At 64.0% G+C, this 19,504-nt stretch carries 21 protein-coding genes; 8 read left to right on the forward strand and 13 right to left on the reverse strand.

What is annotated here, in order from left to right:
- Positions 1-18: 18 nt before the first annotated feature.
- The 10 genes from flgK to flgB all read right to left on the reverse strand — a co-directional run bounded on the left by flgK (position 19) and on the right by flgB (position 7,690).
- Complete coding sequence (gene flgK / locus ACODSR_RS09010) at positions 19-1,356, reverse strand: flagellar hook-associated protein FlgK (RefSeq protein ID WP_489075687.1); 1,338 nt, start codon at positions 1,354-1,356, stop codon at positions 19-21.
- Positions 1,353-1,664: a rod-binding protein gene (locus ACODSR_RS09015; RefSeq protein ID WP_489075842.1), complete on the reverse strand. Its 312-nt coding sequence runs from the start codon at positions 1,662-1,664 to the stop codon at positions 1,353-1,355. The genes flgK and ACODSR_RS09015 overlap by 4 nt, the downstream gene beginning before the upstream one ends.
- The gene (locus tag ACODSR_RS09020) at positions 1,664-2,746 is read right to left on the reverse strand and encodes a flagellar basal body P-ring protein FlgI (protein ID WP_489075689.1); all 1,083 of its coding nucleotides are present in this window, start codon (positions 2,744-2,746) and stop codon (positions 1,664-1,666) included. Before ACODSR_RS09020 ends, ACODSR_RS09015 begins: the two co-directional genes overlap by 1 nt.
- A 173-nt stretch (positions 2,747-2,919) precedes the next feature.
- On the reverse strand, positions 2,920-3,567 hold the full coding sequence (locus tag ACODSR_RS09025; RefSeq protein WP_489075691.1) for a flagellar basal body L-ring protein FlgH: 648 nt from the start codon (positions 3,565-3,567) through the stop codon (positions 2,920-2,922).
- Between the two features lie 185 nt (positions 3,568-3,752).
- The gene (flgG, locus tag ACODSR_RS09030) at positions 3,753-4,541 is read right to left on the reverse strand and encodes a flagellar basal-body rod protein FlgG (RefSeq protein WP_489075693.1); all 789 of its coding nucleotides are present in this window, start codon (positions 4,539-4,541) and stop codon (positions 3,753-3,755) included.
- Between the two features lie 71 nt (positions 4,542-4,612).
- The gene (locus ACODSR_RS09035; RefSeq protein ID WP_489075695.1) at positions 4,613-5,356 is read right to left on the reverse strand and encodes a flagellar basal body rod protein FlgF; all 744 of its coding nucleotides are present in this window, start codon (positions 5,354-5,356) and stop codon (positions 4,613-4,615) included.
- A 26-nt stretch (positions 5,357-5,382) separates the two neighbouring features.
- Complete coding sequence (locus ACODSR_RS09040) at positions 5,383-6,228, reverse strand: flagellar hook-basal body complex protein (RefSeq protein ID WP_006961233.1); 846 nt, start codon at positions 6,226-6,228, stop codon at positions 5,383-5,385.
- Between the two features lie 42 nt (positions 6,229-6,270).
- Complete coding sequence (locus ACODSR_RS09045) at positions 6,271-6,927, reverse strand: flagellar hook assembly protein FlgD (RefSeq protein ID WP_489075698.1); 657 nt, start codon at positions 6,925-6,927, stop codon at positions 6,271-6,273.
- Positions 6,924-7,334, reverse strand: coding sequence for a flagellar basal body rod protein FlgC (flgC, locus tag ACODSR_RS09050; RefSeq protein WP_489075700.1), 411 nt, complete (start codon positions 7,332-7,334; stop codon positions 6,924-6,926). Before flgC ends, ACODSR_RS09045 begins: the two co-directional genes overlap by 4 nt.
- A gap of 2 nt (positions 7,335-7,336) precedes the next feature.
- On the reverse strand, positions 7,337-7,690 hold the full coding sequence (flgB, locus tag ACODSR_RS09055; protein WP_119750623.1) for a flagellar basal body rod protein FlgB: 354 nt from the start codon (positions 7,688-7,690) through the stop codon (positions 7,337-7,339).
- A 268-nt stretch (positions 7,691-7,958) separates the two neighbouring features.
- On the opposite strand from flgB, the gene ACODSR_RS09060 reads away from it, so the two are divergent.
- The 8 genes from ACODSR_RS09060 (at position 7,959) to ACODSR_RS09095 (ending at position 14,578) form a co-directional block, all read left to right on the forward strand.
- Entirely contained in the window at positions 7,959-8,627 is a 669-nt protein-coding gene (locus ACODSR_RS09060) for a MotA/TolQ/ExbB proton channel family protein (protein WP_489075702.1), read from the forward strand.
- Positions 8,624-9,121: a flagellar motor protein MotB gene (locus ACODSR_RS09065; RefSeq protein WP_489075704.1), complete on the forward strand. Its 498-nt coding sequence runs from the start codon at positions 8,624-8,626 to the stop codon at positions 9,119-9,121. The genes ACODSR_RS09060 and ACODSR_RS09065 overlap by 4 nt, the downstream gene beginning before the upstream one ends.
- A gap of 202 nt (positions 9,122-9,323) precedes the next feature.
- Complete coding sequence (locus tag ACODSR_RS09070) at positions 9,324-9,890, forward strand: flagella basal body P-ring formation protein FlgA (RefSeq protein ID WP_489075706.1); 567 nt, start codon at positions 9,324-9,326, stop codon at positions 9,888-9,890.
- A gap of 45 nt (positions 9,891-9,935) precedes the next feature.
- A complete protein-coding gene (gene flgM, locus ACODSR_RS09075) occupies positions 9,936-10,214 on the forward strand; it encodes a flagellar biosynthesis anti-sigma factor FlgM (RefSeq protein ID WP_217675494.1) in 279 nt (92 codons plus the stop codon).
- Between the two features lie 12 nt (positions 10,215-10,226).
- A complete protein-coding gene (locus ACODSR_RS09080) occupies positions 10,227-10,535 on the forward strand; it encodes a hypothetical protein (RefSeq protein ID WP_489075709.1) in 309 nt (102 codons plus the stop codon).
- A 333-nt stretch (positions 10,536-10,868) separates the two neighbouring features.
- Complete coding sequence (locus ACODSR_RS09085; RefSeq protein ID WP_489075711.1) at positions 10,869-11,687, forward strand: lysozyme family protein; 819 nt, start codon at positions 10,869-10,871, stop codon at positions 11,685-11,687.
- Positions 11,688-11,696: 9 nt separating this feature from the next.
- The gene (flhA, locus tag ACODSR_RS09090) at positions 11,697-13,835 is read left to right on the forward strand and encodes a flagellar biosynthesis protein FlhA (protein WP_489075713.1); all 2,139 of its coding nucleotides are present in this window, start codon (positions 11,697-11,699) and stop codon (positions 13,833-13,835) included.
- 14 nt (positions 13,836-13,849) lie between these two features.
- On the forward strand, positions 13,850-14,578 hold the full coding sequence (locus ACODSR_RS09095) for a sigma-70 family RNA polymerase sigma factor (protein ID WP_489075714.1): 729 nt from the start codon (positions 13,850-13,852) through the stop codon (positions 14,576-14,578).
- 142 nt (positions 14,579-14,720) lie between these two features.
- On the opposite strand, the gene mdoH is transcribed toward ACODSR_RS09095, so the two are convergent.
- From mdoH to ACODSR_RS09110, 3 genes are all read right to left on the reverse strand, one after another.
- A complete protein-coding gene (gene mdoH / locus ACODSR_RS09100) occupies positions 14,721-16,556 on the reverse strand; it encodes a glucans biosynthesis glucosyltransferase MdoH (protein WP_489075716.1) in 1,836 nt (611 codons plus the stop codon).
- A gap of 114 nt (positions 16,557-16,670) precedes the next feature.
- Positions 16,671-18,158 (reverse strand): OpgD/OpgG family glucan biosynthesis protein, encoded by a 1,488-nt coding sequence (locus ACODSR_RS09105; RefSeq protein ID WP_489075718.1) that lies wholly within the window; start codon positions 18,156-18,158, stop codon positions 16,671-16,673.
- A gap of 216 nt (positions 18,159-18,374) precedes the next feature.
- Entirely contained in the window at positions 18,375-19,175 is an 801-nt protein-coding gene (locus ACODSR_RS09110) for a flagellin N-terminal helical domain-containing protein (RefSeq protein ID WP_489075720.1), read from the reverse strand.
- Positions 19,176-19,504 lie beyond the last annotated feature (329 nt).

Below are 19,504 nucleotides of genomic sequence, written 5' to 3' on the forward strand. Positions count from 1 at the left end.
GCTCAGCCCTTTCGCGGCTCAGAGAATCTGAAGGATGGAATCGACGGTTTCCTTGGCGACCTGCAAAATCTTGGCACTGGCCGAATAGGCCTGCTGGATGCGCAGAAGGTCGGCGGCTTCCATGTCGAGATCGACCCCGCTCACCGCTTCGCGCGCGGCGACGGCCTGGTCGCTGCGGCTTTGCGCGGTGTTGTTGTCGGCCTTGGTCCCCGCCAGCAGATTGCCATGCGTGGCGATCAGCGCGGTCCAGTCCTGTTCGACGCTGCCATTGCCGCGCAGGGTGGATGTGACGGTCAGCAGATTGCCGTTCAGCGTCCCGTTGGCCGATTTGGTGGCCAGTTCCGCCGGATCGGTGATCAGCGCCGCAACGCTGGCCGCGCCGCCGCCATAGGACAGCAAGGGCGCGCCCGCACCCCCGGCATCGGTCACGCCCTGCGCGTGCCAGGCGTTCATGTCGGTTACGAATTTCCCGGCGATCGTGTCCAGGCTCGTGCGGCGGTCGGCCACCGTATCGGCGGCGGAAAACAGCCCGCCCAGCGTGCCATTGGCCGGCGTCGCCAGCGCGGTGCCATCGGCCAGCGTCAGGTCCAGCGTGCCGTCGGCATTGCTGGCTACCGCCAGGCTGGTGGCGACATCGCCCTGCACCAGCGTCTGCCCGTCAAAGCTGATCTGCGCACTGTCATGCGCGCCAAAGCTGATCGTGACGTTCAGATTTTCGGTCAGATCCTGCAAAGCCGCGTCGCGGCTGTCGAGCAACTGCGCATAGGCAGAGGTGCCAGGCTGCGCGCGCAACAGGCTGTTGTTGATGTCGGCCAGCGATTCAAGCGAGCGGTTGATCGTGCTGACCGATGCATCCGCCTCGGTCGCGATCCCCTCCGACACCGCTTTCAGATCGGCTGCCGTCTGGGTAAAGGCCTGTGCGACGCGGCTGATACTGTCGAGTGTCGTCACCCGCAAGGACGTGTTGGACGGGCTGGCGGCCAGCTTCTCCATATTCTGGAACATGCCGGTCATCAGCGCGCCAATGCCGGTGCCGGTGTCGTTGAGCGCATTTTCAGCATCGCTTAGCCAGCGCAGCCGCGCGGTCGAACTGCCCAGCGCCATGCCGGTCATCCGCACGGTCGCATCCAGATAGGGGTCGGTGCCGCGATTGATGCTCATCACCTGCGTGCCGCCGAAATTCCCCTTCGACACATACATGGCCATGGTGGCGGTGGACGCGCCGGATTCCGCAGTCGTTACTGACCGGCGGGCATAGCCGTCGGTGCTGGCATTGGCGATATTCTCGCCAATCGCCGCCATCGCGGTGCGATAGGCGCGGGTGCCGGACGCCCCGATGATGAACAGGTCGCTCATGGCGCGCTTGCCCCAGTGGGTGCGTCAGGGGCAGGTTTCGCGCCGAACTGTTTGATCAATAGCTGGGCGATACCCATGCTGTTGCCGCTCGCCATGGCGTCGGCGGTGCGGGAATCCGCCATCGACTGAAATTGCTCGGTCGCGCTGGAATCGGAAATGCCCTCGGCAAGGCTGGCCGATCGCATCGCGCCGATCATCTGGCGCAGGAAGATCGCCTCGAACTGCTGCGCGGTCTTTTCCAGACTGGCCTTGTTCGCGGGCGCTGCGCCGGACGTGGCGGTCGCGGAGGATGTCGAGCTAACCTGCATCACAATACCACCAATTCGGCTTTCATCGCGCCCGCTTGCTTGAGGGCTTCAAGGATCGCGACCATATCGGCAGGAGATGCGCCGATGGCGTTGACCGCCTTGACTATATCGGCCAGCGACGCCCCACCTTTAAAATTAACCATAGGTTTTTTCTGCTCGTCGATGCTGATGCTGCTCGACTCTTCCTGCGCCGTCTCGCCCCGGCTGAACGGCGCGGGCTGGACGATGCGCGGGCTTTCATTGACGCTGACGGTCAGCTTGCCATGGGCGACGGCGGCAGGATGGATGCGCACCGCGCCGTTAATGACGACGGTGCCGGTGCGCGCATTGACGATGACCTTGGCGGGCGCTTCGGCGGGCGAAATCTCGATATTCTCGATCATGCCCATCATCAGGATGCGGTCTTCCGCCCCCGGAATGGCATCGATCGTCACCGATACCGCGTCCATGGCACGGGCGCGGCGATCGCCAAAGGCGCGGTTGATGCCGTCCGCGACGCGCAGCGCCGTGGTCAGGTCCGCTTCGGCAAGGTTGAAGGTCAGCGTCGGCGCGGTATCGAAGCCGGTCGCGACCGCACGCTCCACCGTCGCGCCGCCGGGGATGCGCCCGGCAGAGGGAATGTTGACCGAAACCTGGCTGCCATCCGCGCCGGACACGCCCAGGCCACCAACGGCCAGATTGCCTTGCGCCATGGCGTAGATTTCATTGTCCGCACCACGCAGCGGGGTCAGGATCAGCGTGCCGCCGCGCAGCGACTTGGCCTTGCCCAGCGCCGACACGGTGATGTCGAGCCGCTGGCCGGGCTTGGAAAAAGCGGGCAGATCGGCGGTGACCAGCACCGCCGCCGCATTTTTGAGCGCGGGATTGATCCCCTGCGGCAGCGTCAGGCCAAAGCGCGAAACCACGCCCTTCATGCCCTCGGTCGCATATTGCAAACTGTCGTCGCCGGTGCCGGCCAGACCCACGACGATGCCGTATCCGGTCAGCTGGTTGGGGCGCACGCCCTGGAACGTACCCAGATCCTTGACCCGCTCCGCCTGCGCGGGAACGGCGAAGGACGCCAGCAGAATGAACAGCGCCAAGTGGATGCGGCTATGCCATCCTCCCCTGAAAGGGGAGGTGTCTGGCGCAGCCAGACGGAGGGGTGTCGCCCTATCGAGAGGGCGACACCCCTCCGTCAGCACTTCGTGCTGCCACCTCCCCTTAAAGGGGAGGATGAAGGTCAGGCGCGAGGCTAGGGTCAAGGGACGCTCCATCAAAACGGGCTGATCATCGAGAAGAAACTCTGCAACCAGCCTTGTTTGCTGGCGCGGGCGATTTCGCCCTTGCCGGTGTAGATGATCCTGGCGTCGGCCACGCGGGTCGATGCGATGCGGTTGTCCGGGCCGATATCGGCCTGACGGACAAGGCCGCTGATCTGGATAAACTCGTCGCCGCGATTGAGCGTCAGCGCCTTCTCCCCCTTCACCAGCATCGTGCCGTTGGGGTAGGTCGCCGCGATCGTCACGGTAATCTCGCCCGACAGCGCGTTGGACTGGGTTGCCCCGCCCTGGCCGGTAAAGGCATTCTGGCCACCCATGGCGACGTCGCTCGCCGAAAACAGCTTGGACAATATGCCGGTCGATGGCGGGGTCAGGCCCAGATTGCCATTGCGGCTGGTGTCGGCGCTGTTGCTCTTGGTCGCCTGCGTCCGTTCGACCAGTACGATGGTGATGATGTCGCCCACCGTCGTGGCGCGCGCGCCGCTGGTGAGCGGGGTATAGCCCATGGAGGCCTGAAAGATCGAACCGTTGGATGGCGGCGCGACCGGCTGCGCCAGAACGGTCGGCGCATAGAGTGCGCGCTCTGCCTCCCGCTTCTTGCCCGCATGAGCAGGCGAGGCGGCGAGTATGACTCCTGCCAAGCACAAAATTGCCGTTCGCCCTGAGCGAAGTCGAAGGGTGTGGCTGAGCCCTTCGACTGCCCGCCTGCGGCAGGCGCTCAGGATAAACTTCACCAAAGGTGAAGTCGAAGCCACTTCGCTGCGTTCAGCAGAAGGCTTCGACAAGCTCAGCCTGAACGGATTATGGGAGATTTGCATCAGTCCGATCACATATTCTGGTTGACGTACTGGAGCATCTCGTCGGTGGCCTTGATCATCTTGCTGTTGACCTCATAGGCGCGCTGGGTCTCGATCATGTCGACCAGTTCCTCGACGACATTGACGTTCGATGTTTCCAGACTGCCCGACCGGATCGATCCGCGTCCTTCCAGACCTGCAACGCCGACCTGCGGCGTGCCGCTGGCGGCGCTTTCGACCAGCAGATTGCCGCCGATCGCCGAAAGGCCGGACGCGTTCATGAACGTCGCCAGTTCGATCTGGCCCAACTGGGTCGGCGTCGCTTCACCCTGGAGCGTTGCAGACACCGTCCCGTCATTGCCGACCGTCACTGATGTTGCGCCTTCGGGCACGGTGACCTGCGGGATCAGCGGCAGGCCGTCACTGGTGACGACCGTGCCTTCGGCCGTGACGCTGAAATTGCCCGCGCGGGTATAGGCGATGGAGCCATCGGGGCGCTGGACCTGAAAGAAGCCGGACCCCTCGATTGCCATGTCGAGCGAATTGCCGGTCTGGGTCAAAGTGCCTTGCGTGTTGATCTTGCTCGTCCCCTGCAAGGAGACGCCGGAGCCAAGGTTGAGGCCAGTGGCGAACTTGTTTTCGCTGTCCGAATTGGCGCCTGCCGCGATCATCTGCTGATAGGCGAGCGTTTCGAAATCGGCGCGGTCGCGCTTGAAGCCGGTGGTGTTGACGTTCGCCAGATTGTTGGCGATCACGCGCATCTTGGTGTTCTGCGCATCGAGGCCGGTGCGGGCGACATGAAGGGCGGCGTTGCTCATCGTCTCATCTCCGTAAAGCGTCGCAATGAAGGGACGCCTGATGCCTCAATCAAAGCAAAGTTCGTGCCAGTTTAACTGTCGAGCCGCATCAGCGACGCGCCGCCATCATCGAGCTGCTTGGCGGTGTCGATCAGCTTGACCTGGGTTTCAAAGGCGCGGCTGGCCTCGATCATCTGAACCAGCGCGCTGGTCGCGTTGACGTTCGATCCTTCGATGGAGCCGCTGGTGACGGTCGCCAGCGGGTCTTGCGGCAATGCGCCGCCATTGACTTCGCGGAACAGGCCATCGGTGCTTTTGGCAATGCCGGACCCTGCCGCGTTGACCAGTTTCAATGCATCGATCCGCTGCGGATTGGCCGCGTCGCCGCCCTGCGGCACGCCCCAGATGCTGCCATCCTGCGCGATCGACACGCTGTCGAGCTGGGGCAGGGTGATGGGACCACCTTCGCCCAGCACGGGCAGGCCATCGCCAGTGGTCAACAGGCCGCTGTCGCTGATCTTCAGGTCGCCGCGACGTGTATAGGCTTCGCTGCCGTCTGCACCCTGAACGGCGAGCAGGGCATCGCCATTCAGGGCCACGTCGAGCGCATTGCCCGTCTGGGTGACCGCGCCTTGCGCCATGTCGGCGGCGATCACCTGTTCGGATGCCTGTGCGCGGGTGTCGAACGTATCGCCCTTGATCCAGCGCGTTTCGGCATTGGCGATTTCGGCGCGAAAGCCCACCGTATTGGCGTTCGCGAGATTGTTCGCGATCGACGCCTGCCGGGCCATTGCGCCGCGCATCGCGGTCAGTGCCGTATTGACGAGCCGATCCATGGTCGAAACCTCCTAAGCGTTTGCGATTACGTACGGATGTTGACGATGGTGGTGGTCAGCGTGTTGGCCGCCTCGATCGCCTTGCTGTTCGCCTGGAAATTGCGCTGCGCCGCGATCAGCGAAACCAGTTCGTCGGTGATGTCGACGTTGGAACGTTCCAGCGACCCGGTATTGACCGCACCGAACATGCCTTCATTGGCCAGGCCCAGGATCGGACTGCCACTCGCCACGGTCGATGACCAATGCGCGTCGCCCTGCTGGCGCAGGCCTTCCAGGCTGTTGAAGGACGCCATGGCGACCTGCCCCAGATAGACGGTACTGCCATCGGCATAGATGGCCGATACCAGGCCGTCCTTGGCCACACCCACGCTCGTCAGCTGCGGGCCATCGGCCTGGCCCTGATAGGTGGTCGGCACCTGCAAATCGACCAGATCGGCTGGCGTGCTGGCGGCGGTAGGGGCCGTTGTCGGTACGCCGGTGTCGGGATCGACCGCGAACACCTGGATGCGCGACCCGGTGGTGTCGACCGCATAGCGATCATCATCGACCGAGAAAGCGCCGTTGCGGGTATAGCTGATCGTGCCGTCTTCGGCCTTGACGGTGAAGAAGCCTTCGCCGGTGATCGCCATGTCCAGCGTCTTGTCGGTGGTTTCGATCGTCCCCTGCGTGAATTGCTGGGTGATGCCCTGCACACGCACGCCTTGGCCCGCGACCTGATGCGTGGTCTGCATCGGCGCGGCGGCGAAAATGTCGCCAAACTGCGCCTTGCTCTTCTTGAACGCGGTCGAATTGACGTTGGCGACGTTATTGGAAATGGCCGACAGATCGGCCTGGGCGCCCTTGAGGCCGGACAGGGAAACATAGAAAGTCATGGCGTAACTCCTTGGGTGAAAAGGATTTAGGTCTAAGGTGAATTAGCTGAGGCTGATCGCGTCCGACGGACTGTAAGTGCCGAGCGCGGTGATGAGTTTGGACGAGGAACCGTCAGCGGGTGACTGGACGGCGGCAATCGTGGCCCAGGTCGCGACCTTGCTGGGGGTCGCGCCCTTGACCTTGACCTGTAGGGCGGCGGTGCTGATGCTGTTGCCTGCATCATCCTTGCCATCCCAATAGAAGCTGACATCGCCGGCGGGCTGCGATCCCAGGTCAATCGACTTGACGACATTGCCGCTGGCATCGACCAGATCGACCGACGCGCCATCGACGGCGGCGGGCAGGGTGATCTGCCCGGCATAAAGGCCGGTGGCGTCAGGCGCAGCGATATTGCTCTGCACCAGCATCGATTTGCCGATCCAGCTTGCCGCATCGCCAAGGCGCGTACCGGTCAGCTGTTCCTTGATCGACGCCAGGTTCTGGTTCATTTCGGCAATGCCGCTCGAATTGGTGATGGTCGCCATCTGCGACACCATTTCGGCGTTATCGACCGGCTCGAACGGGTCCTGGGTCTGCATCTGTGCGGTCAGCAGGCGCAGGAAATCTTCCTGCCCCATTTGCGACTTGCCGGTGCCGACCGTGGAGTTCGGGTTATAGACCGATAGCCCGGCGCTGTCGGTGACGGTGGAGGTCGTCATTTGCCGATCCTTATGGTTTCGAGCATCAGGGATTTGGCGGTGTTGAGCACCTGCACATTGTTCTGGTACATGCGCGCGGTCTCGATCATGTCGATCATCTCGGCATTGCTATCGACCGCTGCTTCCCACACATCGCCATTGGCATCGGCCAGTGGATGGTTGGGATCATGGCGCTTGGTCGGCTGCGCGTCGGTGGTGACCACCTGCGACACTTTGACCGTCGATACGCCGGGACTGTCGGTGACTGATGTGAACACCGGCTTGATCGCGCGATAGGCTTCGCCCGCGCTGCCGCTGACGTTGCCGGCGTTTGCCATGTTAGAAGCCGTGGCGTTCAGACGCACCAGCTGCGCGCTCATGGCGCGACCGGCAATGTCAAAGACGTTCATGGGGCCAGAGCCACTCATGCTCATTCTCCCTTCAGCGCGCGGTTGATGGTGTTGATGCGGCCCTCAAGGAAAGAGAGGGTCGTGCGATATTTGACGGCATTTTCCGCAAACAGCGTCTGTTCGGTGGAAAGTTCCACCGTATTGCCGTCCAGGCTGGGTTGCAGCGGGACGCGATAGCCCATGGAATTTTCCGCGGCTTTCGAGACATCGGCCTGCGACGTCGCGCTTTTCAGCGCCGCGTCGAAATCAATGTCGCGCGCCTTGTAGCCGGGCGTCGAGGCATTGGCGATGTTGGACGCGAGCAGGGACAGGCGCTGCGACCGAAGCGCCAGCGCCTTTCCATGGATCCCGAACAGACTTTCTTCCACCGACATGCCTTTTGCCCTTTGCCAGGCCTAAATATTGATCGACCGCTGCCGTTCTATTGCCTGATGGCGTTCGATACGGGCGATCCAGCCTGTGTATCCGCAAGAGCCGTGCCAATTTGCGTGGGTGACGCAGGGGCAGGGCGGAAATCCCCGTAATCCGGGGGTTTGGCGGCGATGGGCGGCAAGGGCGGCAAGAAATTGCCGGTCGGCGGCACCGCCTTGCCGCTGTCCGGTGATGGCCAAAAACGGGCCAAAAAAACGGGGACGAATTTGCATGATCGCGATGATGGGCCATCTGTTCGACCCGCTGACATTATTGGCCATGGTCGTCGGCATCATGGCTGTGGCGCTGTTCCAGAACGGCGCGGCTGCGCTGGGCCGGGCGATCGCGGCGCTCCTGCCGCTGGTGACCGCCGACCCTGCGCGCGATCGCGACGCGGCCCGCGCGGCCATGCTCAAGATCGATCAGGTGGCGCAGCTGCGCGGCCTGTCCTGCACCGATCGGGTCAAGACCGCCAATCCCTTCCTGACCGACGCCGCACGCAAACTCGCCAATAGCGAGCGTACCGAGCTGTTCGAGCTTTGGGCGGCGCAGACCCTGGCCGACCGGGCGCAGCGCCATGCCGGCGCGCGTAACGTCTGGCTGTCGATCGCCGACGCTGCGCCCGCGCTGGGCATGGCCGGGACGATCATCGGCCTGGTCGGCATGTTTGCAGCGATGGACGATCCCGCAGCACTTGGCCCCGCCATGGCGCTGGCGCTGCTCACCACCTTTTACGGCGTCATCATCGCCAACATGATCGCCGCGCCCATTGCCGCGCGGCTGGCCGACCTGTCCGAACGCGAACTGGCCTGGCAGCAGGAGGTCGTCGCCCGGATGCTTGCCATCGCTCGGCGCGAAAATGCGCCGCTGCGCCGGGCGTCGATCCGCGAAGTCGCATGAGCGCCTCCACCCTCGCCACCGTGCGGCGCAACCGCTGGGCCGTCAGTTTTGCTGATCTTTTGCTGCTCCTGCTCGCTTTTTTCGTATTATTGCAGGCCAGCGGATCGCGCCGCGACGCCATGCTCGCGCAGGTCGCGCAACAATTTGGCGGCCGGGTGATGCGGCCGGGCATAGAGATTCGCGCTGTCGAGCTGTTCGTGCCGGGCGAAGCGTTGCTGAGCGATCAGGGCCGCGCCCGCCTGACCGTCATCGCCCGCCAATATGCAAAAGAGCCGGGCGGCGTGGAGATTCGCAGCCATGGCAGCGACCGCGCGCAGCAGCGTTTCGACGACTGGGATCTCGCCGCCGCCCGCATCGGCGCGGTTGCCCGTGCGCTCAAGCTGGACGGCATAGCGCAGGACCGCCTGCTGATTCGCGGCCTCGATCAGGCCGATGGCAAGGGCGGGCAGGGCCAGATCATCCGCATTGCGCCGGGTGTTTCTGTCACGCACTGACACGCGGTGACTTGACCTTGATCCGTTCGTTTCGAGCGAAGTCGAGAAACGTCGCGCACAGGTTTCTCGACTTCGCTCGAAACGAACGGAGGTTGGCGTTTCAACCCGACATCATTATGGCCTGACGCTCATTCTCAAAGAATCTGGCACGGCTCTTGCTAATATCCCCGGAAAGACCCTCCGTCTTTTCAGGAGACATACCGTGTTTCGCTTCCAACCGATCCTTCTCGCCGCCGTCGCCATAGTGACCGCGCAGCCCGCGCTGGCGCAGCAGAAGTTCGAGAATCTGGACCGGATCGACAGTCTGGTCGCGATGACCGTGGGGGCCAATCTGGGCGAACCGGGCGGCCCGGTCGCCCCGGTCGATCGCCGCCTGAAGCTGGCAGCCTGCCCGTCAACGCCATCGATCGATGGCCCGGTTTTCGGTGCCGCGGTCGTCAAATGCGACGCACAGGGCTGGCGGATTCGCGTGCCTCTGGTCGCAGGCGTATCAGCCGCCGCGTCCGGCCCGGTGCCGCGCGCCGCCGCCGCCAACCGCTTCACCCCCGCGGCCCGCGCCGTCCCGACCGAGCATGTCGTCAAGCGCGGCGATCCCGTGCAACTCATGGCCGGAAACGCGGCCTTCAGCGTCTCACGCGTGATGATCGCGGATGAAGATGGCGCGGTCGGCGAAACCATCCGGGTGCGTGAGGATAAGAAATCCGCACCGATTTTTGCGCAGGTCGTGGAAATGGGGCTTGTGCGTATTCCCGGATTTAAGGATTTCTGAACTTGTCCGTTATAGCGTTTAAGGGACGAATGAAGGATTTTACCCATGATTAAGTCAGTCGGCCAGAGCATCAGCGCCGCCATAGAGGCGACCCGCCTGCGGGAAGGGACCAAGACGCGCGCGTCGTCCGCCAGCAGCTCGACCACTGCATCTTCGTCGGCATCGTCGGCCAGCCCTGCTTCGCGCATGGCGGCAGAAGGCGCGCCGGTGGACATGGATCGCATCGCTGCCATCAAGGCTGCGATCGCGTCGGGCAACTACCCCGTCAACCCATCGGCCATTGCCGAGCGCATGGTGGCGCTCGACCTGCCGGTCGCCGGATAAAGGATGAGTCCCATGTCGCTGGGCCTTGCTGCGCTGGACGATCTGTTCGAAGCCTTCGAGGATTTGCGTGAAGTGCTGGACGGCAGCGATGTCGCCGCGATCGAAATCGCCAGCAAGCGGGTAAGCCACAGCGCCGCCGCCGTGCGCGCCATCGGCGCCTGGCGTTCCGAACCGCAGACCGTCGCCCGGCTGAGCGCAATGCTCCCTTTGATCGACAGCGCGCGGATACGGGTCAACCTGCTCGCCGACCATGCGAATCAACGACTGGCCATGCTCGCCGCCCACGGCGCCCGCAACGCGCCGCTGACCTACAGCCGCTAAAAGCCGACAGCTGCGACAACGAAAAACGGCGCCAATCGGCGCCGTTTTTCGTTTGGGGCGATGTTGACGGCACCAAAATCCTCCCCTGCAAGGGGAGGGGGACCGCCGCGTAGCGGTGGTGGAGGGGTGTCGCCCTATCGCTAGGGTAACACCCCTCCGTCAGCACTACGTGCTGCCACCTCCCCCACCGGGGGAGGATTCTCCTTGCCCCGGAAAGCCGCTCCATCGGCGCGCGTACAATCAGAGAAAATCAAATAGTTGCGCCCCTGTTAACCAAATCTTGGCATAAGCCTTGCTCTAATGCTCCCCAGAACCAGTGGGGACAATGAACCAATGTCGGCTTTGCCAGACATTACAGCAACGGGGACTTCGACAGGCAATCGCGTCACAAACGCGATCGCCATGGCGAGTCGTCGTACCGGCGTCGACTTCGCCTATCTGCTGGGTCAGGCGAAAATCGAATCCAGCATGAACCCCACCGCCCGCGCGGCGACATCGTCCGCGACCGGCCTTTATCAGTTTATCGATCAGAGCTGGCTGGCGGTCATCGACCAGCATGGCAGCGAATATGGCCTGGGCTGGGCGTCCGACGCGATCAGCCAGGGCAGCAATGGCCGCTATCATGTGTCGGACCCGGAACTGCGCCAGCAGATACTCGACCTGCGCAAACATCCCGAAACCGCGTCCGTGATGGCGGCTGAACATGCCGCCGATAATAAATCCTATCTGGAAAAGCGGCTTGGCCGGGAAGCCGAGCCGGTCGATCTCTACCTCGCCCATTTTTTAGGGGTAGGCGGCGCGAGCAAATTCCTGTCGGTCCATGACCGCGCGCCCGGTGCGACTGCGGCCTCGCTCTTCCCGTCTGCCGCGCGCGCCAACCGCTCGATCTTTTACGATCGTGCTGGCAACGCGCGCAGCTTCGCCGACATTCGCGATCGCTTTGCGTCGAAATTGCAGAAGGGCGTCGATAGCCTGGGCGGCGACGTCCAATATGCCGACGCCTCTCTGCCCAGCGGCACCAAGACGGTCCAGCCTGCCGACTATGTGCGGATCGAAACCCAGCGCCTTGCGCAGCAAGTCGATGTCGGCATCCGGCCCCAGCCGCAGACCGCACGCCTCGCCTATCTCATGCTCGCCACCCTCGGAAGGTAACGGCTCCTCATGACTCCCAACCAAATCAAAGCGAAGATCTGGATGAGCGCCGCCAAGGGGGCGGTGCTGCCCTTCGCGACGCTGATGGTCGTGCTGTTCATGATGGTGCCGGTCCCGGCGATCATGCTCGACATCGGGTTCATCACCAATATCATGATCTCGCTTGCGGTGCTGATGGTGGCGCTCAACGCCGCCAAGCCGCTCGATTTCTCCGCCTTCCCGACCGTTTTGCTGTTCGCGACCCTGCTGCGCCTCGCGCTCAACGTCGCCTCTACCCGCGTCGTGCTGGTGCAGGGGCATGAAGGTTCCGATTCGGCGGGGCAGGTGATCGAGGCGTTCGGCCACTTCCTGATCGGCGGCGACTATGTCGTCGGCATCTTCGTGTTCGCCATCCTGATGATCATCAATCTGGTGGTCATTACCAAGGGTGCGGGCCGCGTGTCGGAAGTCAGCGCCCGCTTCACCCTGGATGCCTTGCCCGGCAAGCAGATGGCGATCGACGCTGATCTGAACGCGGGCCTGATGACCCCGGAAGAAGCCAAGCTGCGGCGCGCCGAAGTCGCGACCGAAGCGGATTTCTACGGATCGATGGACGGTGCCAGCAAGTTCGTGAAGGGTGACGCGGTTGCGGGTATCCTGATCCTGGTCATCAACATCATCGGCGGCATCATATTGGGCGTCGTCAGCCATGGCCTGACCATGGGGCAGGCGGCGGAAACCTATATTCTTCTGGCCATCGGCGACGCGCTGGTGGCGCAGGTGCCCGCGCTCCTGCTGTCGATCGCCGCCGCTTCCATCGTCACCCGCGTCAAGAGCGAGGATGATCTGTCCGGCCAGATTGCGGGCCAGTTCGGGTCCGCCCGCGCCTGGGTGCCGGTCGCCGCGATCCTGACCTTCATGGGCGTGCTGCCGGGTATGCCGCACCTGATCGTGCTGCCCGCTGCTGCCATATCCTGGCTCATCGCCTGGAACCTGCGCAAGGCAAGCAAGGCCAAGGCAGCCGAACCCGCGCCTGCACCACCGCCTGCCAATCCTGCGCTGATCGAATGGGGCGACGTGTCCGATGGCGCGCTGCTGGGCCTCGAAATCGGCTATGGCCTCATCGGTCTGGTGGACGAACGCAAGGGCGCGCCGTTGATGGCGCGGATCACCGGCATCCGTCGCCAGCTGTCCAAGGAACTGGGCTTTGTCGTGCCGATGGTCCGCGTGAAGGACAATCTGGCGCTCGAACCCAATCAATATCGCATCACCATCGCAGGCGTCGTCGTCGGCGAAGATGAAATCTGGCCGGAAGACCTGCTCGCGCTCGACAGCGGCGCGCTGGAAGGCACGGTCGCAGGGCGCGCCGCGAAAGACCCGACTTTCGGCCTCGACGCGGTCTGGATCCCGCAGGCCAAACGCAGCGAAGCCGTGGTCGCAGGCTATACGGTGGTCGATCCGCCGACGGTCGTGGCAACGCATCTCAACCAGCTGATCGCCATGAACGCGGCTGAAATGTTCGGCCTCGACGAAGCGCGCAAGCTGCTCGACAATCTGAAGGACGCCGCACCCCAACTGGTCGATGGCCTGACGCCCGGTACGCTCAGCCTCACCCAGATCAGCGCGCTCTGCCGCGCCCTGCTGTCCGAAGGCATTGCGCTCAAGGATTTCCGCCGCATTTGCGAAGCCATGGTGGACGCCGCCCGGCCCGACATGAGCCACGAACAACTGGTCGAAGCCGTGCGCCAGCGTATCGGCGCGTTGATCATCCAGGGGCTTGTTCCCGTGAAGATGCCGCTGCCGGTCATCACGCTCGACGGCGATCTCGAAGCCTTGCTGGCGCAGGCCATGCGCGTGGCTGGCGACGCGCGCCACCCGATCGAACCCGCACTCGCCAACCGCATCGTCGAAGCGGTGGTGCAGGCCGCGCGGCCCTTGCTGGGCCAGGCGCGCAATTTCGCCATCGTCACTTCGCCGGTCGCCCGGCGGGCGATGGCGCGGCTGTTCAAGCCGCATCTGCCCGAAACGCCGGTCCTGTCCTTTCTGGAAATACCGGACGGCAAGGGTGTGGAGGTGGCCGCTGTCGTCGGTGGCGAACAACGCCCCACGCCGCGCCACGATCCAGCGCCGCGTCATGATCCCATGATGCAGCGCGAACGGGTCGCTTGAGGAGAGGCTGACCGATGTACATGAACAAGATCACGTCCGGCGCCCATACCTATGCCAGGCCGGGGGACAACAGCCCGGAACGGCTGGCGCGTCAATATATGCCGCTGGTCCGCAAGATCGCCTGGCACGTCCATGGCCGGGTCTCCACCGCGATCGAGGTGGAGGATCTGCTCCAGATCGGCATGGTCGCGCTGGTCGAGGCCGCCAACAGTTTCGAGGATCGCGGGCTTGGCTTTGCCGCCTATGCGCAACTGCGCGTGCGCGGCGCGATGATCGACCATCTGCGGCGGCAGGCGACGATCTGCCGCTCGGCCATGGCCAAGCGCAAGGATCTGGCCAAGGTCCGCAACCGGCTGGAACAGCAGCTGGGTCGCCTGCCGACCGAAGCGGAAATGTCCGCCGACATGGGGCTGGACCCGTCCGACTATCGCGAACTCGCCGACAGTGTCGAAATGGTCCAGCACACCAGCATGGACGAGGTCTATTCCGACCAGTCGATGTGGTTCGCCGATGTGGAGGACCGCGCCGACGACATATTGGAACGCGAATCCCTAAAGGCCGCGATCGCCAACGGCATCAGCCAACTGCCGGAGCGTGAGGCGCTGGTGCTGCAACTTTATTTCGTCGAGGAACTCAATCTGGAGGAGATCGGCCATACGCTGGACATTGGCGCCGCACGGGTCTGTCAGATCAAGAAAGCGGCGCTAGACCGCCTCCGCGAGAAATTGCGCGACTGGGATTAACGCCCAACACCACCTCCGTTCGCCCTGAGCGAAGTCGAAGGGTTCGACCGACCGTAGGGAGGTCACTTCGCTCCGCTCAGTGGAAGGCTTCGACTTCCCCCGGATCAAGTCCGGGGCCGAACGGATATTGGCGTAGCCCGCCTCATTCATCATTCGCGGCAAACGGCCCCATCCGCCGCTCATCCCCATTCGGCCAGCGAAAGCGCAGCGGGCGGTAGCTTTGCGTGCGCCACCACGGATCGGCGACCACGAACAGTCCGCTCTGCTCCGCCCGCCGCCCCAGATCCTTGCGCGCGGTCAGCGCCGCCAGCACAGGCGCCAGCAACAATCCCGCCACCACCGGCGTGATCCAGCCCAGCCCACCGGCCTGCACTGCCATCGCGGTCAGTCCGATCCCCAGCAAGATATGCCATTTGAACAGCCAGACGGCGCTGCCCAGTCCCATGCCGTCGCGGTCGCGGGTCTGCCCGTTCCAGCTGCTCTTGCGCCCCATCAAGATACCGAACAGGTTGATCGTCTGGGTCAGCATCGCCACCGGCGCCATCAGGATCGACAGCGCAATGTCGGCGATCACCCCGCGCGTCATCCGCGCCGCGCCGCCAAAGCCGATCCGCCGCGCCGGGTCGATCAACGCCCAGACCATTGCCAGTAGCTTGGGACCAAACAGCAAGGTCGCGGTCACCGCCAGCAGCCCGCCCGACGGCAGCACCGCGCTCGGCGGCCAAACGCCCGCCAGCGCCCCGCCCAGCACCACCAGCATCAGCGCCAGCCATAGCGGCGACGTGCAATAGGCCGACGCCCCGACCAGCAACTGAAAGCGGCTGACCGGATGTAGCCCGGCAATCTTGATGAATAGCGGCACATGCTGGATATTGCCCTGACACCAGCGCCGGTCGCGGGTGAAGAGGTCGGGCATGGCGGGCGGAAATTCCTCGAAACTATCCTCTGCCGCGACCATATGCACGTCCCAGCCGCGCCGCCGCAGTAGCGCCGCCTCGATCATGTCGTGGCTCATGATATGCCCGCCAAAGGGTGCGCGTCCGGGCAGTTCGGGCAGGCCGCAACTCTGCGCAAAGGCCTTGACCCGCACGATCGCATTATGACCCCAGAACATGCCTTCGGAGCCCGCCCACCATATCATCCCCGCCGCCGAAATCGGCCCGAACAGCCGACTGGCGAACTGCTGCCAGCGCGCAAACAAGGTGGCCGCGCCGACCACCGTGGGGACGGTCTGGATCAGCCCGACCTGCGGATGCCGCTCCATGTCCGCGGCCAGTCGCGCCATCGTCTGCCCGCTCATCACGCTGTCCGCGTCCAGCACGACCATATAGTCGTAGCCGCCGCCAAAACGCTCGACCCATTCGGCGATATTGCCCGGCTTGCGCCCGACATTGCGCGCGCGACGGCGATAATGGACCGGGCGGGAAAAGGCGTCGCGCAATTCCAGATAGGCGCGCCGCTCCGTCTCGCCATTGTCGGCGTTGGAATCGGACAGGATGAAAAACTCGAACCGCTCACCCCCCATCACCTGCGCCAGCGACCGTTCCATGATCGACAGCCGCCCAAGGACGCCCAGAAAATCCTCGTTACACACCGGCAGCAAAATCGCAGTCTTGCCCGCCAGCGCCGTGGAGGGAGTCAAAGCGTGGGGCGTGACGGCGCGACCCTTGCCCACGGTCAGTAGCAGGAAGCCGATCAGCGCGGTGGCAAAGCCAAAGGCGATCCAGGCAAACAGCGGAATGAACAGCGCCAGATAGACGCCTTCCCACGCCGAAATTCCGTCCAGCCCGATCGACCGGCGCATCTCATGCGCGGCCATGGCGGCGGGCAGCAGCGCCAGCAGCACGACCAGCAACCGGCGCGCCCACAGGTCGATATTGAACCGCCGCCGCGCGATCATCGGCGGACGCCCGCCAAAATCCTGCACCGGCATGGCGATCGGCGTTTCCGCCGGCACTTGCTCAAATGCCCGTGGCATGGGCTTGTCTCCGGTGACGGCATCCACCGTCAGCACGCCTCCCGTCACTATGATTCCAGACCCGATTGCGATTGACCCACAGGGCAGAACCGCTCGTTACGCGGGCGGTTCCCTTCATCCCACAATCGGATAATGCACATATTCGCTCAAAAGGCGACCATCGCCGCGCAGTTGCAGCCGAACCTCGGTCGGAACGCCCGATTTCGCCTCCAGATCGATGACGGCGCGGAACAGGCCGGGCTGCCCCAGCACCGGATAACCCGCAGCCTTGATCAGCGTGCCCCCGCTCAGGTCGGTCCATACGTCCGGCCGCACCCCTTGCGGCACACCGGCAAAATCGACCACCAGCCGCTGCGCATCGGGCCGGTCGCCGCGCCCGCGCCACACATTGGCGATGGTCGCAAGGGTAGTCCCGGCCGGACTCTGCGCCGCCGACCAGTCGAGCCGATAGGCAAGGTCGATCCGCCGCCCCGGCACCGGCGCGGCGTCCGGCGTCCAATAGGCCGCGACATTATCGGTATATTCGCTGTCGGTCGGGAAACTGTAGAGCCGCACCTGACCCGCGCCCAGCGGTCGCGCAGGGGTCGCCCACAGCGATGGCCGCCGGTCGTAAAAGACGCCATCATCCTGATAATGGGCAAAATCCCGGTCGCGCTGGAGCAGGCCAAAGCCTTTGGGGTCGCGCTCGGCAAAGGCGCTGACCTGCGGCGCGGCGGGGTTGACCAGCGGCCTTGCATGGACGCTGCCATCTTCGCTGGCGATCGACAGCATGTCGCTGTCATGGATTTCCGGCCGCCAGTCCGTCCCTTGCCGCCGGTTCGCCTGATCATACCAGAACATGCTGGTCATCGGCATCAGCCCCAGTTCGGGAATGGCGCGGCGGGGGAACAGCGCCGCAGTTACATCCTGCCGCACGCCATCGGCCCCAAGGCTGCTGACGAAGCGGAACGCGCCGGTGATCGACGCACCATCCAGCAGCGCGTGGATGGTGACGCTGCTGGTGCCGGTGCGCTCCAGCCAGAAATGGGTGAAGCGGGGAAATTCCTCCTTCCCCGCGATGCTGGTATTGATCGCGATCGCGCGGGCGGACAGGCCGAACTGTTTTTGCGGGCTGGGCGCACGGAAATAGCTGGCCCCCAGAAAGGACAGCCAGTCGCCGTCGCGCGCCGCATTCATGATGCGAAACCCCGCAAAGCCCGCGTCGGGTGGCAGCCGCTTGACCGGATTGTCCGCAGGCGCATCGAACATCGCGGCATCATAGCGCAGCGGCGTTGCGCGTCCCCTGTCGACCAGCGCGATCTGCACCGGCTGCGCCGCCGTCCGGCTGAGCGGGAACAGCCGCACCCCGGTATCGCCGGGCAAATCGCCCCAGATTGTGCGATCATCGGCAAAGCGCGCCTGATGCAGCGCGTCATAGTCGATTGCCTGCGCGCCGGGATGCAGCGGTGTCTCGGCAAAGGGCGCACGCGCAAGTCGCTGCGCCCGCGCAACCAGCCGCTCCCATGAGAAAGGCTCGCTGGCCGCCTGTGCCATCAGCTTGTGGGGAAGGATCAGCGCAGCGCCGGTGGCGGCGATCATCGCGCGCCGGTTGATATGGGTCATGGCTTTCATCATGGGTCGCAGGACAGCCAAAGCCAAGGCCTCTATACAGGCAAACGCGACGAAGCCCCCGTCCGGGGGGACGAGGGCTTCGCATATGCTGGTCGTTAGATCGAAGATGTCACCCCCGGCACGGTGGGGACTGTTGATGTGCCGGGGGTTACGTTGGGCGGCTGTCCGGTGACCAGGACCTCAGCCGACCAATGGGGTTGGCCTGACTTAGCCGATCAGCTTCAGCACGCCCTGCTGGCTCTGGTTGGCCTGTGCCAGCATCGCGGTCGACGCCTGGCTCAGGATCTGCTGCTTGGCGAGCGCCGTCGTTTCGGTCGAGAAATCTGCGTCCTCGATGCGGCTGCGGGCGTCGGTCAGGTTGGTGATGTTGTTGGTCAGGTTGTTGACCGACGATTCCAGGCGGTTCTGCACGGCACCCAGCGTGGCGCGGGCGGTGGCGACCGATTGCAGCGCCGTGTCGAAGTTGGCGAGCGTGGCGGCGTCGACCGCATCGGTGGCGGTTGCCACGCCGGACACGTCGATGTCGCTCAGGGTGATTGAGACGGTGTCGGTGTCGTTGGCACCGGCCTGGATCGTGACGACATCGTCGACAGCCGGGAAGAGGGCCTTGCCGTTGAATTCCGTCTTGGTCAGGACGTCGTTGATCTGGACAGCCAGCTGATCCTTTTCAGCGTCGATGTTGGCGATCGCTTCGGTGCTGTTGGTGTCGTTGTTCCGCTGCACGGTCAGTTCACGCATACGCTGCAGCATGTTGCTGACTTCGTTCAGCGCGCCTTCCGCGGTCTGCGCCAGGCTGATGCCGTCATTGGCGTTGCGGATGCCCTGGGTCATGCCCTTGATCTGCGACGTCATGGTCGAAGCGATGGCCAGGCCGGCGGCGTCGTCCTTGGCGCTGTTGATGCGCTTGCCGGTCGACAGGCGTTCCATTGCGGTGCTCAGCGACTTGCTGGCCATCGAGGATGCATTGGCCGAGCGCAGAGCGGCGGTGTTGGTTCCGATAACAGTCATGGTGTTTCCCTTTCCGTGTCAATCAGGTCGCTGCCATCCGTTAGAGCGCTTGCGGCCTCGAAAGGGGATAACGGCGGGGGCTGATGGGCTTTTAGGGGCCATGTCGATTTTTCTGCATTTTTCGTGTTTTGCCCGTCGCTTAACGGCCCTCTACGCGCGCGTGATATATATTAAGTGCGATACGACAGTTGCCGTGGCGGAAAATAATTGCCGGTCGGCGGCAAGTCCTACCGGCAATTAACCAATTGCTAACCATGCTAGCCCACATTGGGACCATCGAAGAAGGCCAGTGAGTACGGGGGTACAAGCTGGCCAGCCATTTGGGGACC

Source organism: Sphingobium sp. FG125 (genome assembly GCF_057809795.1).

Bases quoted from the DNA above. Each gene is read 5' to 3' on its own strand.
- flgK (WP_489075687.1), bottom strand. From the start codon at position 1,356: ATGAGCGACCTGTTCATCATCGGGGCGTCCGGCACCCGCGCCTATCGC.
- ACODSR_RS09015 (WP_489075842.1), bottom strand. From the start codon at position 1,664: ATGCAGGTTAGCTCGACATCCTCCGCGACCGCCACGTCCGGCGCAGCG.
- flgG (WP_489075693.1), bottom strand. From the start codon at position 4,541: ATGAGCAACGCCGCCCTTCATGTCGCCCGCACCGGCCTCGATGCGCAG.
- ACODSR_RS09035 (WP_489075695.1), bottom strand. From the start codon at position 5,356: ATGGATCGGCTCGTCAATACGGCACTGACCGCGATGCGCGGCGCAATG.
- ACODSR_RS09040 (WP_006961233.1), bottom strand. From the start codon at position 6,228: ATGACTTTCTATGTTTCCCTGTCCGGCCTCAAGGGCGCCCAGGCCGAT.
- ACODSR_RS09045 (WP_489075698.1), bottom strand. From the start codon at position 6,927: ATGACGACCTCCACCGTCACCGACAGCGCCGGGCTATCGGTCTATAAC.
- flgC (WP_489075700.1), bottom strand. From the start codon at position 7,334: ATGAGTGGCTCTGGCCCCATGAACGTCTTTGACATTGCCGGTCGCGCC.
- flgB (WP_119750623.1), bottom strand. From the start codon at position 7,690: ATGTCGGTGGAAGAAAGTCTGTTCGGGATCCATGGAAAGGCGCTGGCG.
- ACODSR_RS09060 (WP_489075702.1), top strand. From the start codon at position 7,959: ATGATCGCGATGATGGGCCATCTGTTCGACCCGCTGACATTATTGGCC.
- ACODSR_RS09065 (WP_489075704.1), top strand. From the start codon at position 8,624: ATGAGCGCCTCCACCCTCGCCACCGTGCGGCGCAACCGCTGGGCCGTC.
- flgM (WP_217675494.1), top strand. From the start codon at position 9,936: ATGATTAAGTCAGTCGGCCAGAGCATCAGCGCCGCCATAGAGGCGACC.
- ACODSR_RS09080 (WP_489075709.1), top strand. From the start codon at position 10,227: ATGTCGCTGGGCCTTGCTGCGCTGGACGATCTGTTCGAAGCCTTCGAG.
- ACODSR_RS09085 (WP_489075711.1), top strand. From the start codon at position 10,869: ATGTCGGCTTTGCCAGACATTACAGCAACGGGGACTTCGACAGGCAAT.
- flhA (WP_489075713.1), top strand. From the start codon at position 11,697: ATGACTCCCAACCAAATCAAAGCGAAGATCTGGATGAGCGCCGCCAAG.
- ACODSR_RS09095 (WP_489075714.1), top strand. From the start codon at position 13,850: ATGTACATGAACAAGATCACGTCCGGCGCCCATACCTATGCCAGGCCG.
- mdoH (WP_489075716.1), bottom strand. From the start codon at position 16,556: ATGCCACGGGCATTTGAGCAAGTGCCGGCGGAAACGCCGATCGCCATG.
- ACODSR_RS09105 (WP_489075718.1), bottom strand. From the start codon at position 18,158: ATGACCCATATCAACCGGCGCGCGATGATCGCCGCCACCGGCGCTGCG.
- ACODSR_RS09110 (WP_489075720.1), bottom strand. From the start codon at position 19,175: ATGACTGTTATCGGAACCAACACCGCCGCTCTGCGCTCGGCCAATGCA.